Here is a 17,679-nt window from a genome sequence, read left to right as displayed (position 1 = left end):
AAGAGCACCTCAAATTTGGTAAAATAAATTCGGAGGTGTTTTCTGATGTCAAAACATAATTTTTATCCTGTTGAATTAAAGATTCAAATTATTAAACGGTTTCTGAATGGTGAAAGCGCAGCTTCACTTCGTGAAGAATTTAAAATCCCTAGTAGTGGAACTCTTTACAGATGGAAAGATTGGTACCTAAATGGTGAAATAAGAAGTCTAGAAAGTTCTTCTGGACGACGATTAGAAAAGGATATTTCTATATCTGAACAATTGGATAAAGTAACGAAAGAGCTAAACTTATTAAAAAAATATTTTTCTCAAGAAAGATGGTGATAGCTGAAAATATAGTGCAGTTTATTAAACAAAATACAGATACCTTTTCCATTACTAAATTAACGGAATTATTTGGAATATCTAGAAGTTTTTATTATCGTCACCAAAATAAAGAGACATTTAAATTTTCCTATCTAGAGCAAAGGATTCAAAAACTAACGAAAGAAAATCACTTTCTCTATGGCTATCGGAAAATTCATGCACTTATCAGTAACGCGTTTTCTGTAGGTATTAATAAAGGAGCTAGGATTATGCGTAAATATGGATGGAATTGTATTGCTAAGAAGAAAAAATTTAAGAAGCCTGGTAATCCATATGAATTTTTTTGAAAATATCCTTAATAAAGATTGGGCAATAACTAGACCTCTTTGTAAATTGACAACGGATATTACTTAGCTACCTTTGGGTAAATCTATGCTCTATTTATCAACTATCATGGATACCTTTAATAGTGAGATTGTAGCCTATAAAATTACAAATCATCCAGATACTAAATTAGCCGTAGCTACCTTAAAGCAGATTGGTAAATTTCCCAAAGGAGGCATTTTGCATAGTGAGCAAGGTTCAACCTACACTTCAAAATATTTTTTTGAAGTAGGCCGAAAAAAACGTTATCCGAAGTATGTCCCGTAAGGGGACGCCTTCAGATAACGCACCAATAGAATTGTTTCATTCCTCGTTAAAGTCTGAAACATTCTATATTAACAAAGAACCGATTGGTTCTAATAACATTGTAATCGATAGTGTTGAAAACTACATTACATTTTGGAATAACAAATGCGTCTTAACGAAATTAGGTCATCTTTCACCAGTAGATTACCGGAAAAAGATGACCTAATGAGATGCTCTTTTTAAATTGTGTCAAAAAGTAGTTGCATTCCCCTAACTCATTTCTCTTTTTTTGATATTATGATCACTGTTAAAGGTTCAGTGCGTGCCCTTCTTCCATTTCAGGATATAGTTCTTCAAAGGCAACTAACGCTTTTTCAAACAGGTCCATTGCCTCATGAATTTCAGCTGTCGTAATCGTTAACGGTGGCGTAATTAACACATTTGATTCATGGTTAAATGTCGAAAAACCTTCTTCACTCAACAGTTTTGTAAAGGCGCCCATGTAACCTTGGGTATCTTTGCCATAGTCACTGCCGTAATCAATAATCGGTTCTTTTGTCACTTTATTTTTCACTAATTCAACAGCCGCAAACAAACCTTTAATCCGAACATCACCGACATATTTATAGGCAAGTAAACGCTGCAACCGTTCTCCCAACACCTTTTCCATCCGTTTAACATGATTAATCGTGTCCAATTCTTCATAAGCGGCAATCGCTGCATTTCCGATTTCACAAACAAGCGGGTGCCCACTATAGGTTGCGCCAGATGAAAAATGATTCGTATCAAAATGCTTGGCGACCTGTTCACTTAAAATAACCCCTCCCAATGGTAAATAGCCACCGGTGACACCTTTCGCAAAGGTGATTAAATCAGGTTCGACATCATAGTGGTTACAAGCAAACCACTCACCACTACGCCCGAACCCAGACATCACCTCATCACAAATCATCATGATGTGATAACGACGACATAATGTTTCTATTCCTTTAATGTAGCCATCTGGCGGCAGCAACACCCCATTACTGCCTGGAATTGTTTCAATTACTAAGGCAGCAATTGTTTCCGGTCCTTCACAATTAATTTGACGCTCTAACCGCGTTAAATACTGTGCACTTAATTCTTGTTCGCTCGTATACTGTTGGTATTCACGATAAACGTAAGGCATATCAAATTTCACAAATCCTGGCGGACTTGGTTCTGACCCTAGACGTCTCGACTCACCCGTTAAATTACCCGCGCCAAAAGTGCTGCCATGGTAAGAACGGTAACGTGAAAATATTTTATAGCCACCGGTAACTGCTTTCGCCATTTTCATTGCCTGCTCATTTGATTCTGCTCCTGCAGTTGTAAAATAAACTTTTGCCATATTAGCCGGCGCTAACTCGACAATTTTCTTGGCCAATTTTGATTTTGAAGCTGAGGCAAAACCAGGTGCTGAAATTTCCAACTGATTAATTTTGGCCAATGCATTCATTATTCGTGGGTGTTTATGACCGAGATTCGCATAGATTAATTGGGCATTCATATCAAAATATTTTTTATTATTTTGATCCCAAAAATAAATCCCATCTGAGTGCGTCACGACCTTAGCATCTCGATTCGCCTGCTTTGACCATGATTGAATAACAAATTGTTGATCTAATTGTTTGATTGTTGTACTATCCATCTCACTTGCCCCCTTCACTTTGATACCTTAAGCATACTGAAACAACAAGCACTTGAACATTGGTTATTTAACCGAATCTTTTTAGTCATCTGCACGATTACTACTTGAAATATCAGCGATTAGTAAGGCTAATGATAAACTGGTCTTATCCAAATTATTTACTAGGCTTCGATCCAAAATTTTTTCAATCCGTTGCACCCGATAATTAACCGTATTGCGATGAATATACAAGCGATTTGCAATTGCATTCGTATGACCATCTTCTTCTAAATAAACCCGTAAAAATTCATAGTATTTTTTATTGTTGCAACGATCATACTCCCACAGGGTACGGAGCGTTTCCTGACAAAATGTCTTTAATAATGGTGAGCCGCGATGGGCGAATAAAAACTGATAAACCCCTAAATCCTTATATTTGTAAAGCCACACCTTCTTTTGATGTTGGACAATCGCAATGACTTGCAACGCTTCGTGATAACTTTTGACTAACTGACTGATTTTATCATAGCCACAACCGATTCCTATTGCGATTGTGACCTTTTTTTTAGCAAAGACTTGATAAAGTTCTTTCGCAAAATCAGCAAAAGCCACGGCAGTCGGTTGCGCGACGCGGTTGACAATGAAAACAACCATTTTACCGATGACACACGAGACATACGTATCGTATTTATGCGAAAATAACGTCCGTACTAAGTCATGAAAAAGCGACATTTCTTGTTTCACCGCACCTGTTTGTTTTACGATAAGGACTGTGCCATCGAACAGTGCATTCGCCCCTAACATTGTAATAATTTCCAACGGCACGTCCGAGTCATACAACCGTTGCGCTAACAAATCATCGATGAATTGTTCAATGGTAGTCGTGGTGCCCGTTTGTTGTAGCACCTGCTCGAAAATCGCCTTTGTCATGTCGGCAATCCGAATACGCCAAGGCATACTCAGTAAGATGATGCCCTGTTGTTCGGCGTACTGCTCTAATGCTGATGGTATCATCGACAAATAGGGTCCACAATTAATAACTAACGCTGCGGCCCCTTGTTGTTTGATTTCATCGATTAATTCACAACAGTCTTTAACATCGTCGGTCATACCAACACCAGTTGTTATAATCAACTCATTTTTATGAATCAATTTTTTAAAATTAACATTATCAATGCGATTCACACTCGTAATCGCAGCATTTAATCCGACCTTTTTTGTGTGACACTCTAAAAATTTAAATCGTTCGTTTGCTAATAACTCGGCTACTGTAATCATAGTTAACCTCCCAAAAGGATTCCTCTCTTACAGTAAACCACATTACGATGGACAACAGCAATGAAAAGCCCTAGCGATTACTGTTATTGACAATGATCAGGACGTTTCTCACTTAGCAATCCCTTTAGCTGTTCCTGTGGCAAGGCATAAAATTGATTCGCTGATTGTCCTATCATATCCTCAGCCGCAAACATCGCATTTAAAATGGCTTCTTCGACTGCTTCTGCCGTTGCCTTATAAATTGGATCGAGTCGGTCATCACTGAGTAAGCAGGCTGCTTCCTTTTCATAAGCCTCTTCATTCACTGTTGAAAAAGCTAAGAAAATATCACCTGAATCATTTTCATAACCTGCACCCAGTCGCCCAATGCCAATCGGTATCCGTTTGCAAATTTTTTGCAGTTGAATCGGCATCACCGGGGCATCTGTCGCAACAATCGCAATAATCGAACCCGTCCCCGGTTTCGGTGCAAAACTGTTGAGCACTGCTTCATTCCCTGTTAACAATTTCCCTACTGGCAAACCAAATATTTCAAAATGCTCACGTGTGCCGTGATTTGCTTGGACGAATACCCCAACTGTAAAACCACCGTCAGCTTCTGCTAACACACGTGAAGCTGTTCCCGAGCCACCCTTAAACTCGTGACACTGCATTCCATTACCGCCACCGACGTTTCCTTCAGCGATGGGCCCTGATCGTGCGTCATCAATCGCATCATAAACATCGTCAGCCGTCACATGAAAGCCGTTTGTATCATTCATTAAGCCATCCCATGTTTCACCGACAACAGGATAGAAATAACCAATCCCTTTTAAAGGTTGCCCGTTTAAGACATACGGATAGTAATAGTCATTATCAATCATCCATTTTGCTAACGTATCACGGACAATCCCCACACTATTCGTATTTGTAATTGCAATCGGCCCGTGCAAAAAACCAGAATCATCCATCCAATGTGTGCCTGTTAATTCGCCATTGCCATTTAAATTATGCCGACCGACGTATAAGGCACTTTTCGCCCGTCCCTTTGGTAAAATGACGGTGACACCTGTGCGAGCAAATGCTGATCCGGGCCCAGTATAATCTGTAGGTTTACCGATATTAATCGTTTTATAACCTACTTCGATGCCCGCAACGTCGGTGATTGCATTATTAATCCCTGTTTTCCCGGGAAATAGATAGCCTGCTTCACGAAAACGGTGTTTGTTCATCTCTTCTTCCTCCTCTACAATAGTTTCTTGAACGCATCATGCGTATGCTGTTGCTGTTTTTTTCTTGCGTTAAGCGCTACTATTAAAGCATCAAACCGTTTTTTTGTAATCGGATAAAACAAAATCACTAACACTGCAAAGATACCAAAGAGTCCTGGGAATAAGGTGTTTAAATATAAAATCATTTTATTAGCCGCTGCCGTTTGCACGTCTAAAGCACCGTTATAGCCAGAAACAGACAACATAAAGCCAATCATCCACGTGGCGATTGCCGCTCCTAATTTTTGTGAAAAGGACATTAAAGCTGTAATCGCACCTTCACGACGGCGCTGATTCACGTAATCATCTACCTCACAAACGTCATACATCATTGAATAATAGATGGTCCAATACGTACTGTTTCCTAAGCAAAAGACGATACAAAAAAGAATAAGGAAAGCGAAACTTGGAAACCCGATAAAGGCAAAGGCCAATAAGCCAAGTGTTCCAATGGCCAAGGCGACTGCATAAATATTCTTTTTATCGACATACTTCGAAACCCAAATAATAAGCGGTAACCATAAAATACAGACCACACTATTAATGATGAAAAAGAGCGACTGGCGATCGGCACTATAGCCTAGCGTATAACTCATTAAATAAATGAGTGAACCGGTTCCCATCGTCGATACTATCGCCCATAAAAAGACCGATCCAGCCAAAAACTTCGTTGGTTTTAGTTTGAAAATTTCAACGAATGATTTAAGCAGTGACTGTTGCGGTTGCGCCTGAGCCTCATTTTGACTAAACTTCTCCTTACCGCGGGTGAAATGCCAACAAATAAAGGCACATAGCAACAGCATCAAACTAAAGAGTGTTGCAATCAAACGCCAACCATTAGCACCGCTAATCCCTTGCTGCTGAAAGACAGCTAATAAATAAGGTGGCAAGGCCGAAGTAAGCAATACTGAAATATAAATGCCGACACTTGCCCAAGCACGCAAGGTTGTCCGTTCATTAAAGTCATCCGTTAACTCGACGCCCAAAGCAAAATACGGAATGACATAAAATTTATAGCAGCTCCAAAAAACAATCGCCATCGCCAAATAGTAAATAAACGCACCTTGACTGCTAAATGAGACGTTATTAAAAATTAAAAATAAGGCAATTGAATAAGGAATGACCGCCGCAATCATCAACGGCCGACGTCGCCCATACTGCGATTTGAGATTGTCGGATAAATATCCGGCGACGGGATCAAATATCGCATCCCATAAGATGGCAATTAATGAGACGGTGCCAGCAATCGCTGGTGGAATCCCCACAAAATCGGTTAGGAAAAAAAGGAAGAAAAAGTAGTATATATTAAAACCGATTGAGTCAACAAACTGACCAATTGCATAGCCCGTCTTCACTTTAACGGTTAATCGTGCTGTGTTTCCCTCACTTTCCATTATTGTCCTCTCCTTCGCTTAGCCGCTGTTATAGCATCTCTTTAAAGTCGGTGTCATCATAGGCCTTATTTTCACGCTTCGCATTTAAGGCAACCATCATGCTATCAAAGCGTTTTTTAGTCACTGGATAAAAGAGTACAGCTAATACTGCTAATGCCCCAAAAACACCGGGAACAAGCGTGTTAACGTATAAAATCATCTGATGCGCACTGTCTGTCTGTGTCTCAACTGTTCCTTCGTAGCCACCAAAGGCTAGTAACAAACCGGTAAACCACGTCGCACAAGCAGCCCCAATTTTTTGAGAGAATGACATAACGGCAGTCACCACCCCTTCACGACGGCGATTATTAACGTACTCATCGACTTCACAAATGTCGTACATCATCGAATAGTACAAGGTCCAATACGTACTATCGCCTAAGCAGAAGATGACACAAAAAATGAGTAAAATGGCAAAGAGTGGGAATCCGGTTAGGCTAAAAAAGAGCAATCCTAAGGAGCCGATCCCTAAGAAACAAGCATAAACCATTTTTTTATCGTAACGACGAGCCGCCATATTAATAAATGGCAACCACGCAATACAGACTAAACTATTAATAATAAAATAAAGCGATTGCCGGTCTGCCCCATAGCCGAGGTTATATTTCATCAAGTAAATAAGTCCCCCCATCGCCATGGTTGAGGCAATTGCCCAAAAGAAGACCGAGCCTGCTAAATACTTTGTGGGTTTTAATTTGATAATTTGACCAATCGCCTTAAACAGTGACGAGCGCGCCATCTTTTGTTTGGCTTGTTGATCGTGTTGATAAATTTCTTTGCCACGGGTGAAATTCCAACAAATAACAGCGCTTAATAAAATACCGCTAGCAAATATCGCCCCGATAATACGCCAGCTATTTTGACCAGACATACCGCTGTTTTCGAAATATTCTAACAAATATGGTGGCAAAGCCGAGGCTAACATGACCGCAATATACAAACCAACGCTTGACCACGCACGTAAGGTTGTACGTTCATTAAAGTCATCGGTGAGTTCGGCACCAAGGGCAAAATACGGAATAACAAAAAATTTATAGCTACTCCAAAATAAGATGGTCATCACTAAGAAATAAATAAAGGTTGCCTGTGTGCCTAATGCGATACTGTTGAAAATTAAGAAGGCAAAGATTGAATACGGGAGTGCCGCCATAATCATTAAGGGACGGCGACGGCCATACGGCGAACGCATATTATCAGAAATATGACCCGCTACTGGATCAAAAATCGCATCCCATATAATCGCAATCAGTGAGATTGTTCCTGCTAAAGCCGGGGGAACACCGACATAATCCGTCAAGAAGAAGAGGAAAAAGAAGAAATAAATATTATAGCCTAACGCATCCCCAATTTGACCCATTGAATATGAAAATTTGATTTTGAAAGGTAAACTTACCGTCTTTTGTTCGACAGACATGTGTTCATCATCCTTTCTTTCATGATATTTTCAGTTCAATAACACCTTATGTTTTAACCATACTCCTTTCAACTGAAATAGACATTGTCATTTTCAACAGATTTTTTTAGTGAATTGCACTTTGGTCATTTGAACCAAGCCGCCCGACACGTCGTTGCATAAAAAAAAACCACCTAGCGCTTGACCTCTGCTAGGTGGTTTTTGAAACTGAAGATAAATAGTGTTCTAACTTCGCCGTTTATTTTTTCTCACGCACTACTGTTGCTAATTGTTCGATAAATGTTTCACGTGAGACAGTGTTTGATTCTTTTTTACTGTATTGGCGTACGTTAACGGCATTGTTTGCCACTTCTTCATCGCCAACAACGAGTTGGAACGGAATTTTTTGCATTTGAGCTTCACGGATTTTATAGCCTAATTTTTCATTTTTCATGTCGACTTCAACACGGTAACCAGCCTGTTTCAATTCTTCTTTTACGGCAAAAGCATAATCAGCATGTGCGTCTAAGTTAACCGGAATAATTTGAACTTGAACTGGAGCTAACCAAGTTGGGAAGGCACCTTTGTATTCTTCGATTAAGTATGCAACAAAACGTTCCATTGTCGATACAATCCCACGGTGAATAACGACTGGACGATGTTTCTCACCATCTTCACCAATGTAGTTTAAGTCAAAGCGTTCTGGCAATAAGAAATCCAATTGGATTGTTGATAATGTTTCTTCTTTCCCAATCGCTGTTTTAACCATCACATCAAGTTTTGGACCGTAGAAGGCAGCTTCGCCTTCAGCTTCAAAATAATCTAAACCGAGATCATCCATTGCTGATTTAAGCATCGCTTGCGCTTTGTTCCACATGTCGTCATCATCATAATATTTTTCGGTGTTTTCGGGATCACGATAACTTAAGCGGAACGAGTAATCTGTAATGTTAAAGTCTTGATATACTTTATGCAATAATTCAACGGTACGTTTAAACTCGTCTGCAATTTGATCAGGACGAACAAATACATGCGCGTCATTAAGCGTCATCGCACGTACACGTTGCAAGCCTGATAAGGCCCCACTCATTTCATAACGGTGCATTAAGCCTAATTCAGCTATACGAATTGGTAATTCACGGTATGAATGAATATCATTTTTGTAAATCATCATGTGATGTGGACAGTTCATTGGACGTAAAACGAGCGATTCATTTTCGTCCATTTTCATCGGTGGAAACATGTCATCTTGATAATGTTCCCAGTGACCACTTGTTTTATATAAATCAACGTTAGCTAAGGCTGGTGTGTAAACATGATCATAACCTTTAGACACTTCTAGGTCAACGATGTATCGTTCGATTTGACGACGAACAGTTGCGCCTTTTGGCAACCACATTGGTAAGCCTTGACCAATTAAGTTGCTGATCATAAAGAGATTTAATTCTTTACCAATTTTACGATGATCGCGTTCTTTCGCTTCTTGAAGTAACGCTAAATGCGTATCTAAGTCTGTTTGTGAGAAGAAAGCTGTTCCGTAAATACGGTGTAACATTTTATTTTTGCTATCGCCACGCCAGTACGCACCCGCAAGGCTTAATAATTTAAACGCTTTGATTTTTCCAGTTGATGGTAAATGACCCCCACGGCAAAGATCCGCATATTCGCCTTGGGCATATAAAGTAACCTGTTGATCTGCTGGAATGGCATCGATTAATTCTAATTTGTATTTATCATCTGCAAAACGAGCTTTGGCTTCGTCACGTGATACTTCTTGACGTTCAATTTTAATATTTTGTTTGATGATTTTTTTCATTTCTTTTTCAATCGCTTTAAATGACTCATCCGATACCTCTTCTGCTGTATCAAAATCGTAGTAGAAACCGCCATCAATCGCTGGTCCAACACCAAATTGCGCATCGGGATACAAACGACGAATCGCCTGCGCCATTGTATGTGCAGTCGAGTGATTAATAACAGTTAAGGCATCTTCGTGGTCAGGTGTAATGATTTCAAATGCTGCATCCTCGTTAATTGGTGTTGTCAATTCAACGATTTGACCGTTCACCTTCCCAGCGATTGCTTTTTTCTTTAAGCTTGAACTAATTGAGCCTGCAATTTCAGCCGTGGTTAAACCCTTTTCAAATTCTTTGATTGCGCCATCAGGAAATGTAATGTTCATAAGTCAGTTCTCCTTTATTTCTTAGTTTTGTAATACAAAAAACGTCCCTTTGTACACTGGTTTAGTAGTATACAAAGGGACGTTTGAATTAACAGACGTGGTTCCACCCTCATTTTATAGCAAATAGCTATTCTCATGGGCCTTGGTAACGGATAAGGTTCCGTCGTCTCTTACTTAATTCAGAGACGCAGTTCAAAGGTGGTAGGTAACAAGTGTGGGGTTAATAGGCTCTCAGCTTTGCCCATCTCTCTGGAAACGACTGCTTGTTAGCGTTGTCCTTCTCAATACTTTTTGTATATGACTATATTATAGCTTTTTTTGATAAAAATGCAACTTTATTGGCGGTAATTTTTACCGGACAGTTCAATCGGTTGTGCTAAAAAACGAATTCGCTCCATAATTCGGGTCGCCTTCATCGTTTCTTCATCGCCACGATTGTTGACCATCAAATATTTTTGGAGTTGTTTGAAATCCATGTTCGAAGAGAAAAAGGTCGGCAACTCTTCTTGCATCCGATATTGTAAAATTGCACCGAGCACCTCGTCACGGGTCCAACTCGTTAACGACTCAGCCCCAATATCATCCAACATGAGCACGGGTGTTTCTTTCGCAATCTGGACTTTTTCTCCCACGGAGTTATCGTTAATCGCTTGTTTGATTTCACGCATAAACTCAGGCACATAAATCATCGTTGTTTCAACGTCATTATCGGCTAACATGTTCGCAATCGTCCCTAAAATGTATGATTTACCAGTGCCGTATGAGCCGTGGATGTACCAACCCTGTACCATTGTATCACCGGCTTGTTTAATCGATTTTACTAATGGGAACATGGCATTAACGAGTTCCATTCGCTGTGGTGTATTCATATCGAGATTTTCCATGCTCGCATTCAGAATTTGTTTTGGCATGTGCAACGAGTGAATCCGTTTGCGGCGTTCGCGTTCACGATCGGCACGAATTTTTTCAGGCGTCGCAGCATAACGAACTTCAATGATATCCTTTGTTAAAGACAGTTCCGGGCGATAGCCAGGCAACAACCCTTTTTCTTTTTTCTCATATTTTTGATGTTCTGTCACAAATTCATACAGTTTCGTAATATTTTGCTTAATGACTTCGGGCGTTAACGATGGATTTTCTTGTTGAAAGACCTTAATCGCTTCGTAATTCATGACGGTCATTAATGTTTCTTCATAGAGTGCTGTTAAACGACTGTTTTTGGCTGCTAAGCCTTTTAAAGACTGCTGTATGGGGTCCATGCTATCACCTACCTTCCTTTAAATCTTTACGGAACTGGGCAATTTTTTCGAGCATTGCCGGATCTGTTGTGATTTCGGGTTTTTTCTTAATAATTTCAGGGACGATGACTTTGTCGGCCACGCCCTCAGGTTCTGCAACTGTTTTACCATCTTCAACTGCCAATTGTTTTTGGAGCCAGTCAGGAATAATATCGTTGGCTTTGCCATCAACTTTGCGATACGATTTGTTTTGTCGTTGTTGCCATTTTTCATAATCTTCTTGTTTTTTATCAACGAAGGCTTTGGTTGACTGCAACACATCGGCGACTGTAACAACACCTTTCATATCCCAATCACGGGCAATTTTCTCCATGTATTCGGGGCTATCAATGCTATTGCCTTGTAGACGTGTGTAATAGATTAATGCGTTCATGACGGGTAATGGCATTTTTCGTTTCGCCATCACCGTTTCAACTGCGGCTAATTCTTTAGCCGTTGGGTCAGCACCATAGGTTGATAATTCTTTAATGAGATTGAAGGTATCAATCTGTGTTAAAAAGGCGATTAACTGTTCTTCACTTTGAATATCACCAATTGATTGCACCACATTAACCTGCGTAGTTGGCGCTGCTTTTAATTTGAGGGTTGGATAGGCGCCTTCGCCCATATTCAATTGATAAAAGTCGCGGGCTACTTTCCGTAATTGTGCTTGGTTAATATTACCATCTGACTGCACCGAACGATAAACAAGGCTCACCATGTCGTCTTCATTAATATGATAGACGGCATACAGTTTACGAATCGTTTCTTTCACCTCGTCAGTAATCGCAGTTAACGTTACGAATGTCGGTGATAACTCATTATAAAAGCGTTCAAAATCGAAGTATGAATCAGGAATTTCAAACTGCAATGGTTGCACGCGTGTAACGATCTTATCGGTATCTGCTTTCGCGCGATCACTCACCTTTGTTTTCGGAAATTGGAACACTTCAGTAAACGAGGTTGTAATTTCAGTCATTGCTGTTTTATCTGTCACCTCACGGAACCAGCCTTTTTTTAACTCGTTATAACGGCGTTCGCCAATCGCGCTGTATAAGAACAAGTTAAGCACACCGTCCGTGAAAAAGGCCTGCGGGTTCATCGGTGCCGCCAGTTCATAGACGTAATGACGCGACTCCCCTTTATCAACCACATAACTTTTCAGCAACCGCACACCTTCTAAAATCAGACGTGCTTGCACTAGCCGTTGCTGGCTCATGTCCCCAAGTAAGGTTTGGAGTTGGTAATGGGTGTGTTGCTCTGATTGCGTTCCCATGATTGGCAGATGGTCGAATAGTGTTTGGTAGAGCGTATAAGCATCAACATTAATCAAGGGCAGATACAGTTGGGTTAACACACGACGATCGACCGCTGTTAACAATCCCGTTGTTTCTACCACATAGCTATCGCCTGGATCGGGCTGATGGCTTCCTTCTAATTGCTGTTGTCTCATAATCGCACCTTCTTTATACACATCATTTATTTTTGTTTCTCCATAATTTCTTTTAATTCGTCAATGAACACACTGAGGTCTTTGAATTGACGGTAAACTGAGGCGAAACGCACGTATGATACTTCATCAATATCAGCCAGTTTATTCATCACAAATTCACCAATAATGGTCGACTCAATCTCACTCGTACCTTGTGCTCTAATGTCATGTTCGACTTCGTTCACGACTGTCTCTAATTTTTCTAATGAAACAGGACGTTTTTCACATGCGCGCACCAAGCCACGCAATACTTTATCACGTGAAAACTCTTCACGGACACCGTCTTTTTTGACGATAATTAGCGGACTTTCTTCGACTTTTTCAAATGTTGTGAACCGAAATGAACAGTCTTCACATTCCCGACGACGTCTAATTGAACGGTTTTCGTCTGTTGGTCGTGAGTCAATAACTTTTGTATCATTTGATTGACAAGATGGACAACGCATTGACTTACCTCCTTTAAATATTCGAATGTTTTTATATCGTCATTATATCATAGATAACGAGCCAACCTATACGGTAATTCTTACGGACAGACACGATTACACCACTTTTTTAGAGTTGTTGTAAGTGATGGTCAATTTGGGCAAAGGTTTGTTGCTTCGTGCCACTGTTGTCGATGATGACGTCAGCCTGTTCCTGTTTTTGCGCAAGTGATAGTTGCGCTTGTATTCGTTGGAGTGCTGCTCGTTTGGTCAACTGGTTTCGTGCCATTAAGCGCTCCAGTTGGAGCGCTTCACTGACACTGACGACCCAAATCGCATCGTAGCGATCGAGTTGATTGTTTTCAAATAACAGAGGTACATCAAGAAAAACAACCGCTTCGTTTTGTTGACGGTATGTTGTTAATTGGGCATTCATCCGTTCAAAAATAGCCGGATGCATCAGGTTATTAAGTGTCTGACGTTGGTGTGCATCGTTGAAAATCACGGCTGCTAATGCGGCACGATTCAACCCGGCAGTCGTTGCAATTGCAGTGCCAAATTGAGCCTGTAAGTGTAATAAGAGCGGTTCACCGGGAGCAACTATTTCGCGGGCCACTTGGTCGGCATCGATGACTGGGATGCCTTTTGCCGCGATATAAGTGCTTACCAAACTTTTGCCGCTAGCGATGCCTCCTGTTAAGCCAATTATGACGGTCATACGCTCACATCCCTATTTCGGTTGACACGACGGGCAATAATGCGTGCCACGACCATGGTATTGGATTTTTTCAATCAAGCTCCCACAATGCGGGCACGGCTCACCCTTATGACCATAAACAAGCAGTTTATCTTGGTAGTTGCCGATTTTCCCTTGTGAGTTAACGTACGTCCGGATTGTGGAACCGCCGAGTCGTACCGCCTCAGTTAAGATGGACCGGGTCACATCATAAAGACGGGTTACCTCTGCTGCTGTTAGGCTGTTGCTCGCTTTTGTTGGATGCACCTGCGCTTGAAAACACACTTCATCGACGTAAATATTCCCTAAGCCGACGACTGCTTTTTGATCAAGTAAGACATTTTTAATACCGCGAGTCGAACGTGCTAATGCCGCCTTAAATGCTGCTAATTGAAAGTCATCACCGAACGGTTCTGGCCCCAGTTTTTGAATCGCACGCGTACTGCCTTCATCACCGCGGGCAACCAGTTCCATTGTTCCAAATTTACGCACATCCAAATAACGCAGTTCGTCCTCATCTGTTAATTGAAAAACGATGTGTGTGTGTTTCGTCCGCGCTTCTGTTTGAGGCGCTAAACGATACTTGCCTTCCATCCGTAAATGCGACAAAATCGTATAATTCGTCGTATCTAGCAATAAAAATTTGCCACGACGGCGAATCGCCACAAAGGTTTCATTCGTTAAATCAGTCGCAAACTGATCGGCTTCGATGCCACGAATCATTTTTGGTACACCGATGTCGACGGCTTTAATCGTACGTCCGACCACCAATTCGGCAAGTGTTGCTCGGACATTTTCTACTTCTGGTAATTCTGGCACTGTGTTTCCCCCTCTATCTTCAGTTCGTTCAATTTGGTTATTTTGCGTCGTACCACGACTCACCAAAGGCACTGTCAGCTTTTAGCGGTACATCGAGTTCAACCGCATTTGCCATCACTGTTTTAACGAGTGTATCAAGTTGGGCAAGATCGCCTTCGGCCACTTCAAAGATAAGCTCATCGTGTACTTGTAACAATAAGTTAGCGGCAAGGTTTGAGACAGCTAATTCAGCGGCGAGTAAGACCATTGCTTCTTTGATAATATCAGCGGCACTCCCTTGAATCGGTGTGTTCATCGCTGTGCGCTCAGCAAAACCACGTATATTGAAGTTTTTGCTTGTAATTTCAGGAATATAGCGGCGGCGATGGAGAATCGTTTCAACATAACCACGTTGACGCGTTTCAATGACAACATCTTCCATGAAGCTTTTAACCTTTGGATAGCTTTCAAAGTAGCGGTCGATAAAGGTTTGAGCCTCAGCGCGAGTAATGCCTAAGTTTTGTGACAATCCATAATCACTAATACCATACACAATTCCAAAGTTAACGGCTTTCGCTTGGCGACGCATGTTGCTTGTCACATCCGCCGCTGCCACATGAAAAACATCCATCGCTGTTTTCGTATGAATGTCCATGTCTGCCTTAAAGGCTGCAATCAAGTTCTCGTCTTGGGCAATATGTGCCAAAACACGTAATTCAATTTGCGAGTAATCGGCCGCATAAATTTTCCATCCCGGTTGCGAGGCTTTAAAGACAGAACGAATGCGACGCCCCTCTTCCAGACGCACGGGAATATTTTGCAAGTTTGGATCGACTGAACTGAGTCGGCCGGTTTGCGTTAATGTTTGGTTAAAGCGGGTGTGCACTTTTTGCGTCTGTTGGTCAGTCACCTTCAACAAGCCTTCAATATAGGTTGATTGTAGCTTCACTAGCGTTCGATACGTCATGACTAACTCAATGATTGGGTGTTGGTCTTTCAATTGCTCTAACACGTCAACAGAGGTCGAATACCCTGTCTTTGTTTTCTTGATGACGGGTAGTTGGAGCGTTTCAAACAAGACCACTCCGAGTTGTTTCGGTGAATTGACGTTAAAAGGCTCACCCGCTGCGGCATGAATATCCGCCACTAACGTATCTAAGCGACCTTGCAAATCGGTTTTCATCTTTTCTAATGCCTGTGTATCAACGACCACTCCTTGCACTTCCATCTGTGCGAGTACGAGTGATAAGGGCAGCTCCAATTCTGTTAGGAGGTCCAGTTGTTCATTATTGGTTAAGGCAATCCGCACTGCTTCTTCGAGCGCTGCAATTGCGTAGGCTTTCCGTCCTAAATGTTGCGCCACAATCGCTGTTTCTGGCAGCGCCCATTTCGCGCCCTTACCATAAATCGCCTCGTCACTTTCAATCGCTTCGTAACTATGTAAACGGGCGACACTCGCAAAATCAGTAATTGCAAACGAAGGATCTAACAAATAAGAACCAAGCATTAAGTCGAAGGTAATCCCCTTTACGGCAACACCATCACGACTTAACAGTGCCACCACTCGTTTGGCATCATATACTTTTTTTGAAAGCGACGCATCCGTCAGAAACTGCGTCACTGCTATGGAAGCAAGTACAGCCTCATGACTCATATAGTAGACAGTCTCTCCGTTATAAAAGCTCCACCCTAAGCAAGCTGAGGCTAAATAGTTGTCGGTTTTTGTTTCGGCATACACAGCCATGCCTGTCGTCAATTGTTCCACAGGAATATCACTAACCGTTTCAACGACTAGCGTTGCCAATGGTTCTTTTTTGGCCTCTGGTTGGTCACCGAGTTCTTTTTCGAGCAAGGCCTTAAAACCTAATTCGCGTAAGGTTGGGATGACATCATTCGGTTCATAACCGCTGTATGCAATTTCATCGAGTGTGATTTCAATCGGTGTGTCGACCTTAATCGTCACTAATGCCTTACTCATTATGGCATCTTCGCGATAGGTGGTTAAGTTTTCTTTTAACTTTTTACCTGATACGTCATCGATGTGCGCCAAGACGTTTTCAACGGTGTCGTATTGGTGTAATAATTTAAGGGCTGTTTTCTCTCCAACGCCTTTAACACCTGGAATATTATCAGAGCTATCGCCCATCAGGCCTTTTAAGTCAATGATTTGCTGCGGTGTGAGGTCATATTTTTCACGCAATGAAGCTGGCGTATTCGCCTCCACTTCTGTGATGCCCTTTTTCGTAATATTGACAGTAATTTTATCACTAGCAAGTTGAGTTAAATCGCGGTCTCCAGTAATAATGAGCACTTCATCAAAGCCATCGCGTTCAGCCTGTTGTGCCAATGTACCGATAATATCATCGGCTTCATAGTTTGGCAGTTGGTAGTGTTTCACTTGATACGCCTCTAACAATTCTTTAATAAAGGGAAATTGCTCACCTAACTCGCTCGGTGTTTTTGAACGTCCACCTTTGTAGTCTTGATACTGGGCATGTCTAAACGTCGTTTTTCCTGCATCAAACGCCACCATCACATGGGTCGGTTGTTCTTTTTTCATTACGTTCGTCAACATCATCGCAAAGCCATACACAGCGTTTGTATAAACACCTTTATCATTATTTAAAAGTGGCAGTGCAAAGAAGGCACGATAGGCCAAACTGTTGCCATCAAACAATACTAATTTTTTCAATTCAATCGCTCCTCGTTTATATGGATATCTAGTATCATTTTAGCATTTATTAGCCCTAAACACACTTTAATTACAACGACAAAAAAGCAATCACACGTTTCATTCGTGTGATTGCTCCAGCTTGTAGACAAAGTCAGAA

The 17,679-nt window shown here is 41.3% G+C and carries 16 protein-coding genes; 4 read left to right on the top strand and 12 right to left on the bottom strand.

The genetic code is table 11. The annotated features are described in order from the left end of the window. The first annotated feature begins 45 nt into the window (after positions 1-45). From ACJYYY_RS03135 to ACJYYY_RS03120, 4 genes are all read left to right on the top strand, one after another. Positions 46-324: a helix-turn-helix domain-containing protein gene (locus ACJYYY_RS03135; protein WP_035312926.1), complete on the top strand. Its 279-nt coding sequence runs from the start codon at positions 46-48 to the stop codon at positions 322-324. Next, complete coding sequence (locus ACJYYY_RS03130) at positions 318-653, top strand: IS3 family transposase (protein ID WP_408869100.1); 336 nt, start codon at positions 318-320, stop codon at positions 651-653. The genes ACJYYY_RS03135 and ACJYYY_RS03130 overlap by 7 nt, the downstream gene beginning before the upstream one ends. A gap of 85 nt (positions 654-738) precedes the next feature. Next, positions 739-957, top strand: a complete 219-nt coding sequence (locus tag ACJYYY_RS03125) for a DDE-type integrase/transposase/recombinase (RefSeq protein ID WP_408869229.1) — start codon at positions 739-741, stop codon at positions 955-957. Next, positions 947-1,162, top strand: a complete 216-nt coding sequence (locus ACJYYY_RS03120; protein WP_084038546.1) for an IS3 family transposase — start codon at positions 947-949, stop codon at positions 1,160-1,162. The genes ACJYYY_RS03125 and ACJYYY_RS03120 overlap by 11 nt, the downstream gene beginning before the upstream one ends. 81 nt (positions 1,163-1,243) lie before the next feature. Here the strand turns inward: ACJYYY_RS03120 and ACJYYY_RS03115 are convergent, their stop codons facing one another. From ACJYYY_RS03115 to polA, 12 genes are all read right to left on the bottom strand, one after another. Continuing rightward, entirely contained in the window at positions 1,244-2,605 is a 1,362-nt protein-coding gene (locus tag ACJYYY_RS03115) for an aminotransferase class III-fold pyridoxal phosphate-dependent enzyme (protein ID WP_051456892.1), read from the bottom strand. A gap of 81 nt (positions 2,606-2,686) precedes the next feature. Then, positions 2,687-3,862, bottom strand: coding sequence for a PucR family transcriptional regulator (locus ACJYYY_RS03110; RefSeq protein ID WP_408869099.1), 1,176 nt, complete (start codon positions 3,860-3,862; stop codon positions 2,687-2,689). 83 nt (positions 3,863-3,945) lie between these two features. Beyond that, the gene (locus tag ACJYYY_RS03105; RefSeq protein WP_051456893.1) at positions 3,946-5,073 is read right to left on the bottom strand and encodes a P1 family peptidase; all 1,128 of its coding nucleotides are present in this window, start codon (positions 5,071-5,073) and stop codon (positions 3,946-3,948) included. A gap of 14 nt (positions 5,074-5,087) precedes the next feature. Continuing rightward, positions 5,088-6,506: an MFS transporter gene (locus ACJYYY_RS03100; RefSeq protein WP_408869098.1), complete on the bottom strand. Its 1,419-nt coding sequence runs from the start codon at positions 6,504-6,506 to the stop codon at positions 5,088-5,090. A 28-nt stretch (positions 6,507-6,534) separates the two neighbouring features. Next, on the bottom strand, positions 6,535-7,959 hold the full coding sequence (locus ACJYYY_RS03095) for an MFS transporter (RefSeq protein ID WP_035314100.1): 1,425 nt from the start codon (positions 7,957-7,959) through the stop codon (positions 6,535-6,537). A gap of 238 nt (positions 7,960-8,197) precedes the next feature. Then, complete coding sequence (gene thrS, locus ACJYYY_RS03090; RefSeq protein ID WP_035314102.1) at positions 8,198-10,120, bottom strand: threonine--tRNA ligase; 1,923 nt, start codon at positions 10,118-10,120, stop codon at positions 8,198-8,200. Positions 10,121-10,455: 335 nt separating this feature from the next. Next, positions 10,456-11,379: a primosomal protein DnaI gene (gene dnaI / locus ACJYYY_RS03085; RefSeq protein ID WP_035314105.1), complete on the bottom strand. Its 924-nt coding sequence runs from the start codon at positions 11,377-11,379 to the stop codon at positions 10,456-10,458. 4 nt (positions 11,380-11,383) lie between these two features. Next, entirely contained in the window at positions 11,384-12,850 is a 1,467-nt protein-coding gene (locus ACJYYY_RS03080) for a replication initiation and membrane attachment family protein (protein ID WP_035314107.1), read from the bottom strand. 26 nt (positions 12,851-12,876) lie between these two features. Continuing rightward, on the bottom strand, positions 12,877-13,335 hold the full coding sequence (gene nrdR, locus ACJYYY_RS03075) for a transcriptional regulator NrdR (protein ID WP_035314108.1): 459 nt from the start codon (positions 13,333-13,335) through the stop codon (positions 12,877-12,879). Between the two features lie 109 nt (positions 13,336-13,444). Further along, positions 13,445-14,032: a dephospho-CoA kinase gene (gene coaE / locus ACJYYY_RS03070; protein WP_035314110.1), complete on the bottom strand. Its 588-nt coding sequence runs from the start codon at positions 14,030-14,032 to the stop codon at positions 13,445-13,447. A gap of 12 nt (positions 14,033-14,044) precedes the next feature. Then, complete coding sequence (mutM, locus tag ACJYYY_RS03065; RefSeq protein WP_035314112.1) at positions 14,045-14,869, bottom strand: DNA-formamidopyrimidine glycosylase; 825 nt, start codon at positions 14,867-14,869, stop codon at positions 14,045-14,047. 37 nt (positions 14,870-14,906) lie between these two features. After that, positions 14,907-17,540 (bottom strand): DNA polymerase I, encoded by a 2,634-nt coding sequence (gene polA, locus ACJYYY_RS03060; protein ID WP_408869097.1) that lies wholly within the window; start codon positions 17,538-17,540, stop codon positions 14,907-14,909. Positions 17,541-17,679 lie beyond the last annotated feature (139 nt).

Origin of the sequence: Brochothrix campestris, from assembly GCF_046058945.1 — a bacterium.
GTDB classification, from domain to species: domain Bacteria; phylum Bacillota; class Bacilli; order Lactobacillales; family Listeriaceae; genus Brochothrix; species Brochothrix campestris.
Note: the sequence above shows the minus strand (reverse complement) of the source record. Positions and strands in the feature narration are given on the sequence as shown.